This is a genomic window from Aneurinibacillus danicus, from assembly GCF_007991215.1.
Classification (GTDB): Bacteria; Bacillota; Bacilli; order Aneurinibacillales; family Aneurinibacillaceae; genus Aneurinibacillus; species Aneurinibacillus danicus.
This window is the reverse complement of record NZ_BJXX01000133.1, coordinates 16,254-35,201: the sequence shown is the minus strand read 5'-3', so window position 1 is coordinate 35,201 and position 18,948 is coordinate 16,254. Positions and strand designations below refer to the sequence as shown.

Sequence of the window (18,948 nt, the reverse complement as noted above, 5' to 3'; positions counted from 1 at the left end):
GATTTTCACAGAAAAAGGAGATTGTTATGCTGCACCAATTCTCACGCACAGAACTTGCGGTCGGCCGCGAGGGTATTGAAATGTTCAAAAACAGCACGGTTGCCGTACTCGGCGTCGGTGGCGTAGGATCGTTCACCGTTGAATCGCTTGCCCGGACCGGCATCGGCAAACTTGTGCTTATCGACAAAGACGATGTAGATATTACAAACTGTAACCGTCAGCTTCCGGCGACGCTAGAAACGGTCGGACAGCAGAAGGTTGAAATCATGAAGCAGCGCATTGCGACGATCAACCCGGAATGCGAAGTTGTAACGTTGAAGATGTTTTATAACGAAGAAACGTATGAGCAGCTCTTCGAACACGAACTTGATTATGTAGCGGATGCAATGGATACGATATCTGCCAAACTGCACCTCATCCTGCAGTGCCGCGAACGTGGCATTCCGCTTATCAGTAGCATGGGCGCGGCCAACAAGCTCGACCCGACACGCTTCCAGGTAGCGGATTTGTTTGAGACATCGTATGATCCGATTGCCAAGGTGCTGCGCCGCGAATTGCGAAAGAAAGGCATCAAGAAGGGAGTCAAGGTCGTCTATTCTACAGAGACACCGATTCTTGCCCGCGAAGAGGTGCTACAGGAAGTTGTGCAAAATCCCGATTCTCCGATTCGCAAAGCGACGCGCCCGCCGGCCAGTGTGGCGTTTGTTCCTTCGGTCGCCGGCTTGATTATGACAAGCGTGATTGTGCGCGATCTCCTGGAAAAAGCGGGTATCGAAGTATTAAGGGACGATTAGAAATAGATGGAGAGGATGCCGCTTGTCAGGTGGCATCCTTTACGTATATTTATTTTTTTACTATAATTAATAGGATTTAGGAACGTACACGGGAATGAGGAGGGGTACGGCATATGGATTTGTTCTCCTACGCCCATGAGGAAGAGAAGGAGCGTGGACAAAGCAGACACCAGCCGCTTGCAGACCGAATGCGGCCGCGCACGCTGGACGAATTTGTCGGCCAGACGCACATTCTTGGCCAGGGGAAGCTACTGCGCCGCGCAATTGAAGCTGACCGGATTTCTTCTCTTATTTTTCATGGACCACCGGGTACCGGGAAGACGACGCTGGCCCGTATTATCGCCCGTACAACCAAAACGCATTTTACCGACATAAATGCGGTAACGGCGGGAGTGGCTGACATCCGCCGCGTTGTGGAAGAAGCCAGGCAGCGCCGTGAGATGTATGAACAGGGAACGACGCTGTTTGTCGATGAGATTCACCGCTTCAACAAATCTCAACAGGATGCACTGTTACCGTATGTGGAAGACGGAACCATTCGGCTAATCGGAGCTACGACGGAAAATCCGTTCTTTGAGGTCAATGCGGCATTGCTGTCCCGCTCCCAATTGTTTCAACTGCATTCTCTTACGGATGAAGAGTTGAATCGGGTCATCGACAGGGCGCTTGAAGACAAAGAGCTTGGCTACGGAGAGCTGCCGGTGGTTATTGACGAAGAAGCGCGCAGCCATTTGATCCGCTATGCGGAAGGGGACAGCCGGCGTCTGTTGAATGCGCTGGAATTGGCTGTAGCCACCACGCCGCGAGATAAGAGCGGACAAGTACATATTACGCTGGATGTGGCAGTTGATTCCATTCAACGGCGTGCAGTACGATATGACAAAACCGGGGATAATCATTATGACACAATTTCTGCCTATATTAAGTCGATTCGCGGTTCAGATCCGGATGCGGCGCTGTACTGGCTGGCACGTATGATTGACGCTGGTGAAGACCCGCGTTTTATCGCAAGGCGTCTTATTATTGCGGCATCAGAAGATATCGGAAACGGCGATCCGCGCGCGCTGCAGGTTGCAGTTTCCGCTTTCCAGGCACTTGAGCTGGTGGGAATGCCCGAAGGCCGTATTCCACTAGCGCATGCCACCACGTACCTGGCATCCGCTCCAAAAAGCAACGCCGCTTACGTGGGCATCAACCAGGCGTTGAAATACGTGCGGCAGCATGGACACGGTGCTGTTCCACTGCATTTGCGGGATATGCATTACAAAGGCGCCGAGAAACTTGGACACGGAGAAGGGTATCTATACCCGCACGATTATCCGCATTCGTATGTTGAACAGCAGTATTTGCCTGAAGGTGTCACCGAGACGTTCTACCGACCAAAAGAGATCGGCTATGAACGTCACATAAAAGATTATTTGCGAACAGTACGAAAAGACAAATAGAAAGATGAGGGGATTTGTTTGAAGATATCAACCAAAGGCCGTTACGGCTTGACGATTATGATGGAGCTGGCCAGACGGTACGGCGAAGGACAAATGTCGCTAAAGGCTATCGCACAAAAGCATGACCTGTCGGAGCATTACCTTGAACAGTTGGTGGCCCCGCTGCGCAATGCCGGTCTGGTTAAGAGTATTCGCGGTGCCTACGGCGGGTATATCCTGGCCCGCACACCCGAAGAAATCACCGCAGGCGATGTGATCCGCGTGCTGGAAGGGCCGATTAGCCCGGTAGAATTCGAGGAAGAGGAAGATCCGGCAAAACGCGATTTGTGGATGCGCATTCGTGACAGCATTAGCGAAGTGCTTGATTCCACTACATTACAGGACTTGATTACGTATAAAGACGAAGGACAAGCAGACTCGTACATGTTTTATATCTAAATATTTCAACAGCGGTAAGGAGCAGAAGAACATGCAGGAAATTTACCTGGATCACGCGGCTACTACCCCGGTCCATCCGGAAGTGCTCGAAGCGATGCTACCGTACTACCGGGAACTGCACGGCAACCCATCGAGTATGCACCGCTTCGGCCAGCGGACGCGGCATATAGTGGATGAAGCGCGGTCGGTTATCGCCCGCTGTCTGGGCGCTGCACCGGGCGAGGTTATTTTTACAAGCGGCGGCACTGAGGCCGACAATATGGCGCTGCTTGGGGTTATGGAAGCAAACCGTGATAGAGGCAAGCATTTGATTACCAGCCAGATTGAACACCATGCAGTACTGCATACGTGCAAACGTTTGGAAGCGATTGGATACGAGGTAACGTATTTGCCTGTAGACGAAACGGGGCGTGTCTCTATAGAAGATGTTGAACAGGCGATCCGCCCCGATACGGTGCTTATCAGCATCATGTTTGGCAACAACGAGGTTGGAACGCTGCAGCATGTCGGCAAGATTGGAAAAATAGCGCAGGATCGCGGGATTTATTTTCATACAGATGCCGTGCAGGCATTCGGCATTGAGGATGTGGATGTAAAACGACTGCACATCGATCTGCTATCAGTTTCGGCGCACAAAATCAACGGACCGAAAGGCATCGGTGCGTTATATGTTCGGCGCGGCATTAAAATTGAGCCGCATCTGTATGGGGGCAATCAAGAGAAGAAGCGCCGCGCCGGCACAGAGAATGTGCCCGGCATTGCCGGATTCGCCCGTGCGGCCGAGCTGGCAGAAGAGACGCGGGAAGAGCGCCGTGCCCAGTATGAGAAGCTGCGCACTGTAATGCTTGATACGTGGAAAGAGCAGGGGATTGACTATGTCGTCAACGGTCATCCCGAACTTTATATGCCGCATATTCTAAATGTCAGCTTTCCCGGTATGAAAACGGACGCCATGCTGATGCACCTCGATTTGGCAGGCATTGCCGCCGCGAGCGGGTCGGCCTGCACCTCGGGTTCCCTTGAGATTTCACATGTGCTGCGCGCCATGCATCTTCCGCCAGAAAGACTTGAGTCCGCCATTCGTTTTAGCTTCGGATACGGAAATACTGTGGAACAGGTGCGGGAAGCGGCCGGACGTATCGCCCGTATTCTTTCAAGGAAAGACGGGTAAGCTTAGCAAAAAATGGGGAGAGGCAGGAGATGCGGAAGTAAGGAAAGGAAGACCTGGCATCCTTTAGACAGCATAGCCTTATCTGTTTGCCCTATACTAAAGGATATGGAAGGAGATGATCGTCTTGCGGCGGGTACGTGACGTCATTGGACTTCCCATCATTGAACTTAAGCGGGGCAGAGAGGTGGGCTATGTCCATGATCTTCTGTTCAATGAACAGAGACAATTAACCGGGATTCTGCTGAGGGAGACAAGCTTCCTTAAGCAGGGAAAGTATATCCCGGTGGAAGCGGTTTGCGCAATAGGTACGGATTGTGTAACGATAGCCGGGCAGCGGGCAATTGTATCGTTTTCCTCTTCGTCTTTTCCTTCCGGCTGGACGGGCATCCAGACCGGTTCTACTCCTGTACAGGGCAAAGCGTTCGTTACAAAGGAAGGTGAGCATCTGGGGTTTGTGGAAGATGTTTACTTTCATGTGGAATCGGGCAAGATAGTAGGGTATGAGTTGTCTAACGGAATTCTGTCGGATATTATCGACGGTCGCGCCGTTATTCGCAGCACGGAATGTTTAAAAATGGGTGAGGACGCGGTCATTGTCTCCACACCGGAGTAGAATGGCCCTGTCACGTACAGGGAGGAAAAAATAATGATGAATTGCCCGAACTGCCAGTCGAAAGACATCGGCAAAATCGGTACAAACCAGTACTATTGCTGGAACTGCTGTATTGAGTTCACGGCTTCAGGGAACAAAGTGTCGTCTGTCTTTCAGGTGGAAGAGGACGGAACTTTACATTCGCTGAACGATTTGTTTTTTGACGATTGCCCACCGCCTTTCGAAACCAACATGTAAGGAGATGGATGCGGTGAAGCTTTCTTTTTGGATGGGAGCGGTTATCATTGCCGCGCTCGGGCTCGTCCGGATGGTGCGGCCCAGGCAGAGCCGCACGGAACGGGCCGTTCGCCTGGGAAAACGCATATTGCGCAATATTCGCATTACCGGTATGCTGAACATTCCCCCGCGTTATATGGCCGGTTTCGGCAGACGGGTGCTGCGCAGAATGGCGCGGTAGACCCGGCAGAAAACAAAACGAGAAACCTCGGGCAGCCGTCGGGAAACCGACAGCTGCTTTTTTTGCATTTCTCGTTTTACTTCCCTATATTTTGAACTTCAGCGTTTCCTGATGGGTTTTGGTGGCAAGCTGTGACAGTGTTTCAATACTGAGAGACATTTCTTCGGCCGCCTGACTCTGTTCTTGAACGGAAGCCGAGACTTCGCGTAAGCCGTCAGACGTTTCCCGGCTAACGGTAGCGATGAATCGAATGCGCTCGTGGAGATTTTCAACCAGGTGCTGGATTTCTTCCTGCATTTGATCAATTTTTTCCATTTCTTTTTTCGTCTGTTCCGTTTTCTTCACAATATTTTCGAGTGCGCTTCCGCCCTGATGAATCATCGCAATCTGCCGCTGTACCTGCTCGACATTCATCTCCATTGAGCGTACGGTTACAGACGTCTCATTCTGCACGTGTGTCACCAGATCTACGATTTCGTGCGAGGCTCTTGAAGCCTCTTCTGCCAATTTACGCACTTCTTCGGCCACGACTGCGAAACCTCTGCCGTGATGTCCGGCTCTGGCCGCTTCGATTGCGGCGTTGAGAGCCAGCAGATTGGTCTGATCAGAGATGGCCGAGATAACATGAACAATGTTGCCGATTTCCTCCGAACGTTTCCCCAATTTCTGAATGGTTTCCGTTGCGAAGATGACGGTCTGTGAGACTGTATCCAGATGATGAATCGCCTCTGCGACCGCCTCCATGCCTTCTTTGGCCGCCTGTCGTGTCTCTTCGGCAACATTCAGCGCCTGTGAAGCAGCAAGGGTGGTCGTGTTGACTTTCTCGTGCGTTTCGTTCATTTCCCTGTGAACCAGTGAGATGGCTTCCGCTTGCTCGCCGATGTTTTCCGCAATCTGCCGTACCGTATGAGCTATCTGTGAGGCAGATGCTCCTGCTTCTTCGGACGTAGCAGCTAACTGTTCGGAAGTGGAAGATACTTCTTCTGCCGAGTGCTGCATGGTAGCCACCAGACTGCGCAGGTCGCCGGTCATCCGGTTAAAGCCGAGCGCCAATTGTCCTAGCTCGTCTTCCCGTTCTACAGTGGCCTGTACAGTTAAGTCGCCCTGTGCTGCAATGTGAAAACTCTTCTGTACATGGTGAATCGGCCGTACCAGCGTTCGTTTCATCAGCACGGAAAGAATGGTAATAAGAATCAAGAAAGAAACGAGTGAAACTCCCAGAATAACGTAACGGGTCTGCCAGATGGCCGCGTACGCTTCTTTGCTATCTATTGTAATAGCTACGATCCAGCCGGTTTGCTGGACCGGATGGAAGGACGTTAATTTTTGTTTTCCTTCAAATATGTATTCGGCCTGTCCCTTTTTAGCCTGAAGCATCGAAGGACCGAAGCTTTCTTTAGCAATGTTCAGCTTTGCTACGTATTTTTTTACAGGATGGGCTAAAATCAATCCGTTTTTATCAACCAGATAGGCATAACCGGTTTCCCCCATTTTGACCTGGGCGATGTGTGCACCGATGGCATCGAGTTTCATTGCGGCAATCAGGAAACTTCGTCCGTCGTTAATCGGCTCGGCCAAATAAAACAAAGGCTGTCCGTCTTCCCCCTGCAGCACATCGCTAACCGTGCCTTTCCCGGCATTTCGTACCGCATCCAGTACCGTCTGCTCAGGAAATGTTTGACCGATCAGGTAACCGTTCGATCCGGCGATAATGCGTCCTTCAGGAAGAACGATATACAGGGCTTCATACTCTGGCTGGTTGCGTGTAATCGACGTAAGAAAGCGTCCGGCCTCAAAGGCGCGATCGGGACGTGAGTCAATGGCCTTGATAACCGGAAACTGCGCCAATTGGAACAATGAGCGTTGCTTGTCCGAAAGGTCCTTGTCCACGAGAATGGCAGCCTCAGCAGACGCCTGATCCATGCCGCGCAGTGCGGCTTCACGCAGAGATTGTGTGACGCTGCGATCCACGAAGAAGTATAGTGTCGCAAATGCACCGACAATCACTACGGTAAGTAATAACATTAATCGCTTCTGGAGCGTCATGCGCTTTTTCATATTGTTTCCGCCTTAATATTCAAGGATAGAGAAACCGGTGCCCTGTTCTGAATTGCTTGCAGAGAGAGCGGCAGACACATCCGGATAGATAGATAAAACCCGGTCCAGCTTCGAGAAGTGAAGCAGTTTGTACCAGGATGTATTGCCTGCGACCAGTTTGCTTTCTTTTCCTTCCAGATGACATTTTTTGCAGAAAGAGAAGAGAACGGCCAGGCCTGTGCTGTCTACGCTTGTCAGGCGGGAGACGTCGAGAATGTACCGATCCTGTTCTTCAGTGATACAGGCGAGCAAATCTTTAGAGATTTGTCGTGAATTCGCGTAGTGAATTTCACCCTCGAGTGTTATGATTCTATAGCCTTGCTCATTTATCATGAACATCTTTCATTCCCCTTTTTTAGGAACTTTCGTACTAGTATGCATTTATCATACAGGGTGAGTTTTAGATAAATATTAATGGATTATAAAATTTCGGTTAAAAAAGAAAGAATATATAAAAAATAGGCGAAGGAATTTTTGTTTCCTTCACCTACTTTTTTGTTATTTCTTATACAAATAAATCTCTTCATAACTTTCCAGGAGTTTGCTGTACTCCTTGGAGCTCTCCTGTACCCACCACAAAGATTGGCCTTCCAACTCTTTCTTTACCTTGGCCGGGACTCCAGCAGCCAGGTGACGGCCCGGAATTACCATATTATTAGAAACAACGCTGCCTGCAGCCACCATACATTCGTCCTCTATAACCGCTCCGTCGAGAATGACCGCATTCATGCCGATGACGTTCCGATTGCCGATGCGGCAGCTATGAATAATCGCCCCGTGGCCAATGGTATTATGATCGCCGATGTATGTTCCTTCATTGGTCACATGCACCACGCAGTTATCTTGAATGCTGGTATGCTTGCCGACGTGAATCGAACCGAAATCGCCGCGCAGCACGGCGCCAAACCAAATGCTGCTGCCCTCTTCAATCGTTACGTCGCCGATGATGACGGCGGTAGGTGCAATAAAAACTCCGTCTGCAATCACTGGACGCTTTCCATTATATTCAATTACATTCATACTTTCCCTCCTTTATTAAACAATTTCGACTTTAAAGAAGGGAAATCCTCCCTATAGATGGGAGACAGTACCATCCATGTTGTTTTTTTTTTGGTACATACTATAAACAGAAATGTTACACATGGGCGGATGTGAACACAATGGAAAAAATCACAAGAACAAATTGGCTATATTTCCTAGCCGTACTGCTGATGGTTTTATTAATTGTTTTTTTGCTTGGAAAGGTGAGTGTTTTTTTTGTCGGATTTATCGAAATCGTAAAGAAGGTACTGACACCGTTCTTCTTTGCTCTCATTTTCGCGTACCTGCTGAATCCGGTCGTAAAATTTTTGACTGACCGCCATTTTCCGCGCGGTCTGGCGGTTTTCCTTATTTATACGCTGTTCTTTTTATTTCTTATTTTCCTCGTTATGAATGCCGGACCGATACTGGTGCGGGAGTACAAGGAGCTTTCAGCAAAATTTCCTGAGCTTGCCGGCACATACCGCGATTGGATTGGTCGGATGCGCATTCAGCAGGCAAGGACGCCGTTTTCGCTGCACGGCGGACTTACGACCAGTATCCAGCAGATGGAGCTGGCAATGACGAACTACGTGAACGGCCTATTTACCGGCATGGATGGTTGGGTAGAAAAAATTCTACTTGTCCTGCTCATTCCGTTTATCGTATTTTACATGCTGAAAGATATGAAACCGATGCAGAAGGGGGCGCTCCTGCTTGTGCCGGGCAAACACCGTCCGACCGTGCGCCGCATGCTGCATGATATTGATACGGCGCTTGGTCATTATGTCCGCGGCCAGCTTATTGTCTGCGGCATAGTCGGAGCGCTGGCGTATGCCGGGTATTTCTTTATCGGCCTGCCGTACGCGATTGTATTCGCTTTCTTCGTCGCGATTACCAACATCATTCCCTATATTGGCCCTGTATTCGGCGCTGCGCCTGCTATTCTGTTCGCGCTGACCGTATCATGGAAGATGGCGCTGTATGCGCTGATTATCAATGCCATCATTCAGGTTATTGAAGGCAATATCGTATCACCGCTGATTGTCGGCAAATCGTTGCATATGCACCCTCTGCTGATCATCTTATCGGTCATGATCGGAGGGGAGATTGCCGGTATTGCGGGATTGATTCTCGCAGTTCCGATTGTGGCCAGCCTGAAGGTGGTCGTGCAGCATATCATCATCCATATAGTACGGAAACCGGAATGGCAAAGTGAGGAGTAATTGACAGTAAAGATGGTAAATCTGTATAATAAGTAGTGCTGCAAACAACTTCATTACCATGAACTCGTTGAAGGAATAAGTAGGCGGCAGCCCTCGTACAGAGAGAAGATTCCGAGGTTGAGAGGATCTTCACGAGAAGAGTCGTCGAACGCTACTCCTGAGAGCAGGACTTTATAAACCCTGCCGGGCACATGCTGTCCGTTATCCTCAAAAACAAGGCGACCCGTACGTCTGGTCTGATATGCGGGTAAGCAGGGTGGTACCGCGTGAGAAGACAAGCTCTCGTCCCTGGAGAAATTCTGGGATTGAGAGCTTTTTTAGTTTTAGAGAATAAAAGGGGTAAGAGGGTGTAGTCGAAAGAAAAAGACATTCGTCTTTGTCTACATTTGTATCTTCCTTTCTTACTTCTTGCCTTTTGTATATCTATACCGTAACTATGGAGGGATACATTCACAATGAAACACATGTCAGCCGCTGAAATTCGTCAGAAATACCTGGATTTCTTCGTCAGCAAAGGTCATAAAATTGAGCCGAGCGCACCGCTGATTCCGATTGACGACGCTTCGCTGCTCTGGATTAACAGCGGGGTTGCCACGCTGAAGAAGTACTTTGACGGACGCGTGATTCCGGAGAACCCGCGTATCACCAACTCACAGAAATCGATCCGCACCAATGACATCGAGAACGTGGGAAAAACCGCACGTCACCATACGTTTTTCGAAATGCTGGGTAATTTTTCTATCGGAGATTACTTTAAAGAAGAAGCAATTTTGTGGGCATGGGAATTCCTGACCAGCCCGGAATGGATCGGCTTTGATCCGGAGAAGCTGTCTGTAACCATCCACCCGGAAGATGACGAAGCATACGAAATCTGGAACAAGAAAGTGGGCATCCCGGACGAGCGTATCGTACGCCTGGAAGGAAACTTCTGGGATATCGGAGAAGGCCCGTGCGGACCGAACAGTGAGATTTTCTACGACCGCGGGGAGAGATTCGGCAACGACCCAAGCGATCCAGAGCTATATCCGGGTGGTGAGAATGAACGTTACCTTGAAATATGGAACCTTGTATTCTCGCAGTACAACCACAATCCGGACGGCTCTTACACGCCGCTGCCGAAGAAGAACATCGATACAGGGATGGGACTCGAGCGCATGGCGTCTATTCTGCAGGAAGTAGATAATAACTTTGAGACCGATCTACTGTTCCCGATTATTGAAGCGACCTGCAATATCGCGGGTGTAAAATACGGCGAATCGCCGGAAAAAGACGTGGCACTGAAAGTGATTGCTGACCACTCCCGTACCGTTGTTTTTGCGATTGGTGACGGTGCACTGCCGTCCAATGAAGGACGCGGGTATGTCATTCGCCGTCTGCTGCGCCGTGCGGTTCGCTACGGTAAAGTGCTCGGCATCGATAAGTCCTTCCTTTACACATTAACATCGGTGGTTGGCGAAATTATGAAAGCTTACTATCCGGAAGTACTGGAGAAGCGTGAATTTATCGAACGTGTGATTAAAAACGAGGAAGAACGATTCCATGAAACGCTGAATGAAGGTCTGCATATCCTCGAGCAGATGGTCGAAGCGGCGAAAAAAGCCGGACAAACGAAAATCAGCGGACCGGAAGCATTCAAACTGTATGATACGTACGGTTTCCCGTTTGATTTGACCGAAGATTTTGCGGCCGAGCAAGGATTGACCGTAGACCGTGAAGGCTTTGATATTGCGATGGAAGAGCAGCGTGCCCGTGCCCGTGCGGCCCGTCAGGATGAAGACAGCATGCAGGTGCAGGGCGGCGTGCTTGGCGATATCAAGGTAAAAAGCGAATTCGTAGGTTATGACGAGCTTGTAACCAGCGCGAAAGTCGCAGCGATTGTGCATGATAATGAGTCTGTAGACATGGTAGGTGCCGGCACAGAATGTCAGGTTATTCTTGACCGTACACCGTTCTATGCGGAATCCGGCGGACAGGTTGCGGACAAAGGCCTGCTGAGCGCCGGTAAAATGCAGGCGAGGGTGCAGGATACGCAGAAAGGGCCGAACGGTCAGCATGTGCATACCGTTCTGGTAGAGAGCGGCACGTTAAAAGTAGGCGATACGGTAGAGGCTATAGTAGAGCGGGCATCCCGCGCCGATACGATTAAGAACCATACCGCCACCCACCTGCTGCACCAAGCGCTGAAAGATGTGCTGGGGACACACGTGAATCAGGCCGGATCGCTGGTTGCTCCCGACCGCCTTCGCTTTGACTTCTCGCACTTTGGAGCGGTGACGGCGGACGAGCTGGAACAAATTGAAACAAAGGTGAACGAGCAGATTTGGCGTAATATTGACGTTAACATTATGCATAAATCACTCACAGAAGCAAAAGCGATGGGTGCGATGGCGCTGTTCGGCGAGAAGTACGGCGATGAAGTACGCGTCGTGCAGGTAGGCGATTACAGCCTGGAGCTGTGCGGCGGCTGCCACGTAAGCAACACGGCAGAAATCGGCCTGTTCAAGATTCTCAGCGAAGCGGGCATCGGCGCCGGTACACGCCGTATCGAAGCCGTAACCGGACGCATGGCATACGAGTATCTGAATAAACAACTGCAGACGCTTAAAAAAGTAGCGGAAGAGCTTAAAACAAACATTTCCAGCGTACCGCAGCGCATCGAAGCGGTAAAAGGCGAGATGAAGGCGCTGGAGCGCGAGAATGAGTCGCTGCGCGCCAAGTTAAGCCACCTGGAAGCTTCTTCGCTCACCGATCAGGTAGAAGAAGTAAAAGGCGTAAAGGTGCTCGCTGCGAAAGTAAACGGCGTCGACATGGATAATCTGCGCAACATGGTAGATGATCTGAAGAACAAACTCGGATCCGGCATTGTTGTATTGGGTTCGGTAAAAGACGATAAAGTAAATATCGTAGCCGGCGTAACCGCTGATCTGGTTAAACAGGGATTTCATGCGGGTAAAGCGGTAAAAGAGGTAGCTGTACGCTGCGGTGGCGGCGGCGGCGGCCGTCCGGACATGGCCCAGGCGGGCGGCAAGAACCCGGCACAGTTGCCGGAAGCACTTGCATTTGTGAAAAGCTGGGTAGGTGAACAAATTTAGTGCAGGTTCGAAAAGAGGGAATTCGACAGTTCGGGGCGAATATAAAAAAGTAATGAAGATCCTTTGAAAGAGGTGCTAGGCAGTGAGTTCCATGGATCATACCATGAAGTTCAATTTCAAGCAGGACGAGGTGGAAGTGGACGCCCGTGAAGTTCTGCTGCAGGTGTACGGTGCGCTCGAAGATAAAGGGTACAACCCGATTAACCAAATTGTCGGTTATTTGATTTCCGGTGATCCGGCTTACATTCCCCGCCACAACAATGCGCGCACGCTTATTCGCAAATTGGAGCGCGACGAATTAATCGAGGAGCTTGTTCGTTCATATCTTCGCTCGAACCGATAGCACAACGAAGAATTCCTGACCGCATCAGCCGCCTCCTTCCCATTGGGGAAAGAGGCGTGTTATGGGCGGACATTATTAGGAGAGAATGTATGCGTAAAATGGGACTCGATGTCGGTGAAAAGACGATTGGCGTCGCAATCAGCGATGAGTTTGGATGGACAGCACAGGGAATAGAGACCATCCGCAGGGAAGGCAAGAAAAAAGATTATCTTCGCATCGAAGAACTCATAAAACAATATGATGTGGGGGAAATTATTGTCGGGCTTCCTAAAAACATGAATGGTACGATTGGACCTCGGGGCGAGATGTGCCAGGCATTTGCGGAATATGTGCAAAACCGTTCGCGTCTTCCCGTTAAAATGTGGGATGAGCGCTTAACAACAATGGCGGCCGAGAAAATGTTGGTTTCCGCCGATGTGAGCCGTAAGAAAAGAAAGCAAGTCATTGATAAAATGGCAGCGGTAATTATATTGCAAAATTACCTGGATGCCCAAAAATAGGAGGTTATGCACATGGATTTGGATAATATCGGAATTGAAGTCGGCGAATATATTACGATTACGGATGAAGAGTCCGGTCAAGAGTACGAATATCTTGTTATGTACATTTTCGAAATTGAAGATCGTACGTACCTATGCCTGGTGCCTGCCGAGCAAGAAGATCAGGAAGAGTATGAAGTAGAGTTCCTGCGCTATGAGGGGACAGATACGCTGCAGCCGATTGAAGACGAGCAGGAGTGGGAGCAGGTAGAAGCTACATTCGAAACGTTGATGAGCGAACTTGATAAAGAGGAAAATTAATTTTGGATTATCAAGCGGAATCCAGAGGGGAAGTGCGCCACCTGCGCGATTCATGGGGAAATCAGGTGAAATGGTATGATGCACGGCTTGGGCGGGAGGAGCAGTATAGCGTCATGACCGAGATGGATGTGGCGGGACAGACGTATGCGGTGCTCACTCCGACCAGTTTTGCTGACCCTCACCCGTATCTTTTTAAGTATTCGCTGACGGACGGTGTGCCTGCGCTTTCTCCTGTAGAATCGGAAGATGAATGGGACCAGGCGGTAGATGCATTCTCCGCGTGGCTGGATGAATCGAACGTAAAGGTTCATATGGTATGAATCACAAGAGCCATCGAAATGTTTTCGATGGCTTTTACATTGCTTTATCCAGTGGACATGCTATAGTAACAACCCGGGTTATAACTGAGGTTTTAATTTACCTAAGAGTTCAAATTAAAAAGATATCCTGCATGTTAATTCTGTAGTTTGTCCCGCAGCAGAGTCACATCCGCTTCCAGTTCGTCCACTTTCGCGGTTGTTCGGTTCTGCCGTAGCTCTATCTTCTCCAGGCGATACATGCCGCGTTCTATGTCATCAAGGCGGGCGAGTGTTTCCTTTTGTGATTGAAGAATTAATTCGTCCGCTTTCATGTTTTCAACATGCTTACGGCTAAGAGAGTCCTTTAGTTCATCGAAACGGCTGTTCATTCCTTCTTCCAGCGTATCGATACGCTGATTCATCTTTTGTAGTTCTTCCAATATTTGTTGCAAAAGTTTATCGTTCATGCCTTAGCCTCCTCTCTTTTGCTATCCGGTATGTATTCCAAGAGATCGCCAGGGTATACATCTAAGGCTGCACATAGTTTGTCGATCACCTCAAGTGATACAAACTGATTTTATTTAGTCTGGCCATAGTAAATCAAGGGATGCCGGTTTTTTCAACTACCTCTTTCTTTTTAATACCTTTCTTAACTAAAAGCAACTGGAAAGGCATGTAACTTATCATCTTATCACCACTCTATTTTCTCTTATTTATCTATCATTATAAAGATAAATCTATGACTTGGTTGCATTCTCACTTTGTATTTTTCGTTTCGTATTCTTTCCTTATATGATTCTTCGTTTTATTGTTTTTATTTTTGTTGTATCATTTCTTATGATGCTCCGTTCGCTTTTTAGAGGGAATCACAATCAAGTAGCCAAAGGTATCACAAGATCACATAAAAATGCAACTTATAGGAGAGGTGTTGTGCACGTACACCATATACAAGGAAGGGGAAAGCGTTTATGGCCGGAAGCGTCGAGAAACGCGGGAAAAATTCGTGGCGGAGGTTGAGTCTGGCACGTATGTTAAACCATCAAAAATGACCCTGTCCGATTTTGTAAGTGAATGGGGGAAACATTATGCGGAAAAGCAGTTGGCTCCCAGAAATTATAAAGTAGCGCTGGAAACCGGTAGAGGAAAAGGAGAGTAAGGTAGAGATGCGAAAAACCATTACATTTGCTTTAGCCATTCTGCTTCTGTTTGCCCTTGGGGTAGGCGGAGTCTCATATTATATCTGGAAAGGTCTGCAGCCGGTAGCAAGTGAGAACGGCCAGCAGAAAATCGTCGAAATTCCGCCCAACTCATCCATAAGCAAAGTCGGAAAAATTTTGGAGGAAAATGAGCTAATCAAAGACGCGCGGCTCTTTTCCCTGTATGTAAAAATGAAAGGAATCGGATCCGACATTAAAGCAGGTAAGTATCAACTGACCGCAGGACAATCCATTGGTGAACTCATTGAGAAATTGTCCAGCGGGGACATTTATAAAGATACCATTACTGTGACGATTCCGGAAGGATATACAATAGAGCAGATCGCTACCCGCCTGGAGCAAAAAGGGCTTGTGAAGAAAGACAGGTTCTTAAAGGAAGTAAACACAGGCAAGTTTCCGCAGGAAGTCGTAAAAAGCATCCCGGCGGATAAGCGCATTAAGTACCGTCTGGAAGGCTATTTGTTCCCGGATACGTACGAGTTTAAAAAGGGAGCGAACGAGCACCAGATTATCGAACGGATGCTGGAACGCTTTGAAGAAGTGTGGAACAAAGAATGGGACGGCAAAGTGAAACAGCATAACCTGAACAAACATCAGGCGGTAACGCTGGCCTCGATAGTCGAGCGTGAAGTGCGCTCCGAGGATGAACGCCAGAAGGTGGCCGGTGTCTATTACAATCGTCTCGCCAAACAGATGCCGCTGCAGGCGGACGCAACGGTGCAGTATTTGTTCGCCAAGCAGAAGGATCGTGTGATGTACAGCGATTTGGAACAGGACAGTCCGTATAACACATATAAAGTGAAAGGATTGCCGCCGGGACCGATTGCGAGTCCAGGCAAAGCAGCGCTTGAAGCCGTGGCTAATGCCGAGAAGCACAGCTACTTATTCTACGTGACCAAAAAGGACGGAACCGGTCAGCATTATTTCGCGGCTACGTATCAGGAACATTTAAGAAACATCGATAAAAGCAAAGGAAATCAGAAATAGATTTTGCACCGTGGATATGCTATTATGGAGAAGTTTATGAAAAAGAACGAGGTGTAAACAAGATGATAACCTCAGACCATATTGAGCGCTATATGGTATCGCTCATACCTGAGCGTTCTGAACTGCTTACGCGTATGGAGCGAGAGGCCGAAGCGGAACATATCCCGATTATCCAGCTTCCCAGTATCCAACTGCTCCGCTTTTTGCTGATGGTGCACAGGCCTAAGCGGATTCTTGAAGTGGGAATGGCGATTGGGTACTCGACGATTTGGCTTGCGCAGGCGGCGCCGGATGCGCACATTACATCCATTGAGATTTCAGAAGAAATGGTCGAGCGTGCGCAGCGGAATTTCGCCGAAGCAGGCATAAGCGACAGGGTTACCGTACTGCATCAGGATGCGCGGGAGGGGCTATCTGGTGAGCATGCGTTTGATTGCATCTTTTTAGATGCGGCCAAAGGGCAATACCAGGTATTTTTTGACCAATATGCGCCGTATCTGGTGGAAGGCGGACTGCTGATTTGCGATAACGTCTTTTTCCGCGGCATGGTCGCCGAAGAAGAGGTTCCGAAGAAGAGGCGTGGCATGATACAAAAGCTGCGCGCCTTTAATCAATTTTTAGCCGAACATCCGGCGTTTGAGACGTCGTTCGTCTCCATCGGGGACGGGCTGGCCTTATGCATAAAACGGAGGGAAGTAAAGTGAAAAAACCGGAATTGCTCTGCACCGCTGCCAATTTGGACGAGCTTACTCAGGTTATCGAAGCCGGAGCGGATGCGGTAAGCATCGGACACGAGCGATACGGCCTGCGGGTCGCGGGCAACTTTGAGCTGGAAGACATTCGCCGGGCGGTCAAGATAGCGCACGCGCGAAGCGCGAAAGTGTATGTATCCGTCAACGCGTTATTCCATAACGATGATTTGAAAGGATTGCCGGAATACCTGAAGGCGCTCGAGAAGATTGGCGTAGATGCTATTGTGTTCGGTGATACGGCTGTCGTAATGATTGCGCGTCAGATTGGACTTAAGCTACCGCTTCACTGGAACGCCGAAGTGCTGACCACTAATTACGAGACGATGAATTACTGGGGCAGGAAGGGGGCGACGCGCGCATTTGTTGCCCGTGAGTTAAACATGGACGCGATTATGGAAATTAAAGAAAACGCTGAAGTAGAAATTCAGGTGCAGGTGCACGGAATGACCTGTATCTTCCACTCCCGCCGCAATCTGGTGACCAACTATGAGAAATTCAAAGGTCAGGAACCAAAAACGACCGGCATGGACCGAAAGCTGTTCATTACGGAAGAAAAGCGGGAAGACTTGCAGTACCCAATCTTTGAAGATCGGAACGGGACGCATATCATGAGCGCGGAAGATATTTGCATTCTGGAATATCTGGATGAACTGATGGATGCGGAGATTGACAGTTTTAAAATTGAAGGCATCATGAAAGACACAAACTATAATGTGAAAGTGACTTCGATTTACCGCCGGGCAATCGATGCTTATGCGGAAAGTCCGGATAAATTCCGCGGGATGGTGGACGGACTTATGGATGAGCTGCGGAGCATCCAGCCGTCTCACCGTGATCTGACGACAGGATTCTTCTTTAAAGAGCAAGTTTATTAATGAGGTGATGAATGATGGCGGACATAAACGTCATTTCCGATAAAAAGATTTTAAAACCGCGTGGTCCGATTCTACAAAAGCCCGAGGTGCTGGCTCCGGCGGGTAACCTGGAGAAGCTGAAGTTCGCGGTGCGCTATGGTGCGGATGCGGTATATATCGGCGGTCAGAGTCTGGGCCTGCGTGCCAATGCGGATAACTTCTCGTTCGATGAGATGAAAGAAGCGACAGAATTCGCCCATGCGCACGGTTCCAAGGTGTTTGTGGCGACCAATATTATCGCGCACAATGAAGACCTGCATCAGGTGGATGATTTCATGCGTAATTTGCAGCGTTCCGGCATCGATGCCATTATTGTCGCTGATCCGGCGTTGATTGAACGCACGAAGCAGGCAGCACCGGATTTGGAACTTCACCTGAGCACTCAGGCATCGACGACGAACTGGCAGACGGTGCAATTCTGGAAAGAAGAGGGCGTGAGCCGCGTTGTGCTGGCGCGCGAAGTTTCCATCCGGGAAATCCGCGAAATCAAGAAGCATGTAGACATTGAAATCGAAGCGTTTGTACACGGAGCGATGTGCATTTCCTATTCCGGGCGCTGTGTGCTGTCCAACCATTTTACCGCACGTGATTCAAATCGCGGAGGCTGTTCCCAGTCCTGTCGCTGGCAGTATGATATGTTTGAAGAATTACCGCAGGATGAAGCGGAAATCGAGCAAATTGGCAAAAAAGCGCTCCCGATGTTCGGCGAGCAGGATCCGCAATTTACGATGAGTTCAAAAGATATGTGTATGCTCGGTTTCCTGCCGGATATGATCGATGCAGGCGTAGACAGCTTTAAAATCGAAGGGCGCATGAAAAGTATTCACTACGTGGCGACGGTCACCAATCAGTACCGCCGTGCGGTAGATGCATACTGTGCCGACCCGGATAACTATAAGTTGAATCCGGAATGGATGGAAGAGATTCGCAAAGCGTCCCACCGTTCACTGACGACCGGGTTCTTCTATGGCATGCCGACGGAACAAGACCAGCTGTACGGCGAAAATGAAGATATGCCGGAATACGAATTTGCCGGATTGGTGCTGGATTATGACGCGGAGAGCGGCATCGCAACGCTGCAGCAGCGCAATAAATTCAGTGCAGGTGACACGGTGGAGTTCTTCGGTCCGACGCTGGATCGTTTCGCGCAGACCGTAGGCGAGATGTGGAACGAGAAGGGCGAACCCATCACTTCTGCACCGCATGCCATGCAAATTGTGAAAGTGCGCGTTGACCGGCCGGTTGCCGAGCATGATATGATGCGCAAGGAGAAGAAATAACTG

At 49.4% G+C, this 18,948-nt stretch carries 23 protein-coding genes; 18 read left to right on the top strand and 5 right to left on the bottom strand.

All coding sequences use genetic code 11. The features are described 5' to 3' along the window. Nucleotides 1-26 precede the first annotated feature (26 nt). The 7 genes from ADA01nite_RS14640 to ADA01nite_RS14610 all read left to right on the top strand — a co-directional run bounded on the left by ADA01nite_RS14640 (nucleotide 27) and on the right by ADA01nite_RS14610 (nucleotide 4,918). Complete coding sequence (locus tag ADA01nite_RS14640) at nucleotides 27-794, top strand: tRNA threonylcarbamoyladenosine dehydratase (RefSeq protein ID WP_146811022.1); 768 nt, start codon at nucleotides 27-29, stop codon at nucleotides 792-794. 113 nt (nucleotides 795-907) lie between these two features. Then, complete coding sequence (locus tag ADA01nite_RS14635) at nucleotides 908-2,239, top strand: AAA family ATPase (protein WP_146811021.1); 1,332 nt, start codon at nucleotides 908-910, stop codon at nucleotides 2,237-2,239. Between the two features lie 18 nt (nucleotides 2,240-2,257). Continuing rightward, the gene (cymR, locus tag ADA01nite_RS14630) at nucleotides 2,258-2,677 is read left to right on the top strand and encodes a cysteine metabolism transcriptional regulator CymR (protein WP_146811020.1); all 420 of its coding nucleotides are present in this window, start codon (nucleotides 2,258-2,260) and stop codon (nucleotides 2,675-2,677) included. 31 nt (nucleotides 2,678-2,708) lie between these two features. Next, nucleotides 2,709-3,848, top strand: coding sequence for a cysteine desulfurase family protein (locus ADA01nite_RS14625; protein WP_146811019.1), 1,140 nt, complete (start codon nucleotides 2,709-2,711; stop codon nucleotides 3,846-3,848). A gap of 124 nt (nucleotides 3,849-3,972) precedes the next feature. Further along, nucleotides 3,973-4,461: a PRC-barrel domain-containing protein gene (locus ADA01nite_RS14620; protein WP_170230304.1), complete on the top strand. Its 489-nt coding sequence runs from the start codon at nucleotides 3,973-3,975 to the stop codon at nucleotides 4,459-4,461. A gap of 33 nt (nucleotides 4,462-4,494) precedes the next feature. Beyond that, nucleotides 4,495-4,698, top strand: coding sequence for a YrzR-like zinc ribbon domain (locus ADA01nite_RS14615; RefSeq protein WP_146811017.1), 204 nt, complete (start codon nucleotides 4,495-4,497; stop codon nucleotides 4,696-4,698). A 13-nt stretch (nucleotides 4,699-4,711) separates the two neighbouring features. Then, nucleotides 4,712-4,918, top strand: coding sequence for a hypothetical protein (locus ADA01nite_RS14610; protein WP_146811016.1), 207 nt, complete (start codon nucleotides 4,712-4,714; stop codon nucleotides 4,916-4,918). A gap of 84 nt (nucleotides 4,919-5,002) precedes the next feature. Here ADA01nite_RS14610 and ADA01nite_RS14605 read toward each other — a convergent pair whose 3' ends face one another. The 3 genes from ADA01nite_RS14605 to ADA01nite_RS14595 form a co-directional block, all read right to left on the bottom strand. Further along, nucleotides 5,003-6,976 carry a methyl-accepting chemotaxis protein gene (locus ADA01nite_RS14605; RefSeq protein ID WP_146811015.1) on the bottom strand — a complete coding sequence of 658 codons (1,974 nt, stop codon included), beginning with the start codon at nucleotides 6,974-6,976 and terminating at the stop codon, nucleotides 5,003-5,005. Nucleotides 6,977-6,988: 12 nt separating this feature from the next. After that, nucleotides 6,989-7,354 (bottom strand): STAS domain-containing protein, encoded by a 366-nt coding sequence (locus tag ADA01nite_RS14600; protein WP_146811014.1) that lies wholly within the window; start codon nucleotides 7,352-7,354, stop codon nucleotides 6,989-6,991. Between the two features lie 159 nt (nucleotides 7,355-7,513). Next, the gene (locus ADA01nite_RS14595) at nucleotides 7,514-8,035 is read right to left on the bottom strand and encodes a gamma carbonic anhydrase family protein (RefSeq protein WP_146811013.1); all 522 of its coding nucleotides are present in this window, start codon (nucleotides 8,033-8,035) and stop codon (nucleotides 7,514-7,516) included. Nucleotides 8,036-8,175: 140 nt separating this feature from the next. Here ADA01nite_RS14595 and ADA01nite_RS14590 point away from each other — a divergent pair, with 140 nt between their 5' ends. The 6 genes from ADA01nite_RS14590 to ADA01nite_RS14565 all read left to right on the top strand — a co-directional run bounded on the left by ADA01nite_RS14590 (nucleotide 8,176) and on the right by ADA01nite_RS14565 (nucleotide 13,816). Continuing rightward, nucleotides 8,176-9,261, top strand: coding sequence for an AI-2E family transporter (locus ADA01nite_RS14590; protein WP_146811012.1), 1,086 nt, complete (start codon nucleotides 8,176-8,178; stop codon nucleotides 9,259-9,261). 455 nt (nucleotides 9,262-9,716) lie between these two features. Continuing rightward, nucleotides 9,717-12,353, top strand: a complete 2,637-nt coding sequence (alaS, locus tag ADA01nite_RS14585) for an alanine--tRNA ligase (protein ID WP_146811011.1) — start codon at nucleotides 9,717-9,719, stop codon at nucleotides 12,351-12,353. An 82-nt stretch (nucleotides 12,354-12,435) separates the two neighbouring features. Beyond that, nucleotides 12,436-12,696: an IreB family regulatory phosphoprotein gene (locus ADA01nite_RS14580; protein ID WP_146811010.1), complete on the top strand. Its 261-nt coding sequence runs from the start codon at nucleotides 12,436-12,438 to the stop codon at nucleotides 12,694-12,696. Between the two features lie 89 nt (nucleotides 12,697-12,785). Then, nucleotides 12,786-13,196: a Holliday junction resolvase RuvX gene (ruvX, locus tag ADA01nite_RS14575; RefSeq protein WP_146811009.1), complete on the top strand. Its 411-nt coding sequence runs from the start codon at nucleotides 12,786-12,788 to the stop codon at nucleotides 13,194-13,196. Nucleotides 13,197-13,208: 12 nt separating this feature from the next. Beyond that, complete coding sequence (locus ADA01nite_RS14570; RefSeq protein WP_246147354.1) at nucleotides 13,209-13,496, top strand: DUF1292 domain-containing protein; 288 nt, start codon at nucleotides 13,209-13,211, stop codon at nucleotides 13,494-13,496. A gap of 2 nt (nucleotides 13,497-13,498) precedes the next feature. Further along, complete coding sequence (locus tag ADA01nite_RS14565; protein WP_146811007.1) at nucleotides 13,499-13,816, top strand: DUF1292 domain-containing protein; 318 nt, start codon at nucleotides 13,499-13,501, stop codon at nucleotides 13,814-13,816. Between the two features lie 134 nt (nucleotides 13,817-13,950). Here the strand turns inward: ADA01nite_RS14565 and ADA01nite_RS14560 are convergent, their stop codons facing one another. Both ADA01nite_RS14560 and ADA01nite_RS22960 read right to left on the bottom strand, forming a co-directional pair. Then, entirely contained in the window at nucleotides 13,951-14,262 is a 312-nt protein-coding gene (locus ADA01nite_RS14560; RefSeq protein WP_146811006.1) for a hypothetical protein, read from the bottom strand. Next, the gene (locus tag ADA01nite_RS22960; protein ID WP_307724492.1) at nucleotides 14,259-14,351 is read right to left on the bottom strand and encodes a helix-turn-helix domain-containing protein; all 93 of its coding nucleotides are present in this window, start codon (nucleotides 14,349-14,351) and stop codon (nucleotides 14,259-14,261) included. Before ADA01nite_RS22960 ends, ADA01nite_RS14560 begins: the two co-directional genes overlap by 4 nt. 447 nt (nucleotides 14,352-14,798) lie before the next feature. Between ADA01nite_RS22960 and ADA01nite_RS22125 the strand changes: the two genes are divergently transcribed. The 5 genes from ADA01nite_RS22125 (at nucleotide 14,799) to ADA01nite_RS14535 (ending at nucleotide 18,945) form a co-directional block, all read left to right on the top strand. Beyond that, on the top strand, nucleotides 14,799-14,951 hold the full coding sequence (locus ADA01nite_RS22125; RefSeq protein ID WP_170230303.1) for a hypothetical protein: 153 nt from the start codon (nucleotides 14,799-14,801) through the stop codon (nucleotides 14,949-14,951). Nucleotides 14,952-14,958: 7 nt separating this feature from the next. Further along, entirely contained in the window at nucleotides 14,959-15,999 is a 1,041-nt protein-coding gene (gene mltG, locus ADA01nite_RS14550; protein WP_146811005.1) for an endolytic transglycosylase MltG, read from the top strand. 62 nt (nucleotides 16,000-16,061) lie between these two features. Beyond that, nucleotides 16,062-16,703: an O-methyltransferase gene (locus tag ADA01nite_RS14545; protein ID WP_146811004.1), complete on the top strand. Its 642-nt coding sequence runs from the start codon at nucleotides 16,062-16,064 to the stop codon at nucleotides 16,701-16,703. Further along, on the top strand, nucleotides 16,700-17,626 hold the full coding sequence (locus ADA01nite_RS14540; RefSeq protein ID WP_146811003.1) for a peptidase U32 family protein: 927 nt from the start codon (nucleotides 16,700-16,702) through the stop codon (nucleotides 17,624-17,626). The genes ADA01nite_RS14545 and ADA01nite_RS14540 overlap by 4 nt, the downstream gene beginning before the upstream one ends. A 14-nt stretch (nucleotides 17,627-17,640) precedes the next feature. Next, nucleotides 17,641-18,945, top strand: a complete 1,305-nt coding sequence (locus tag ADA01nite_RS14535) for a peptidase U32 family protein (RefSeq protein ID WP_146811023.1) — start codon at nucleotides 17,641-17,643, stop codon at nucleotides 18,943-18,945. Nucleotides 18,946-18,948: the final 3 nt, after the last annotated feature.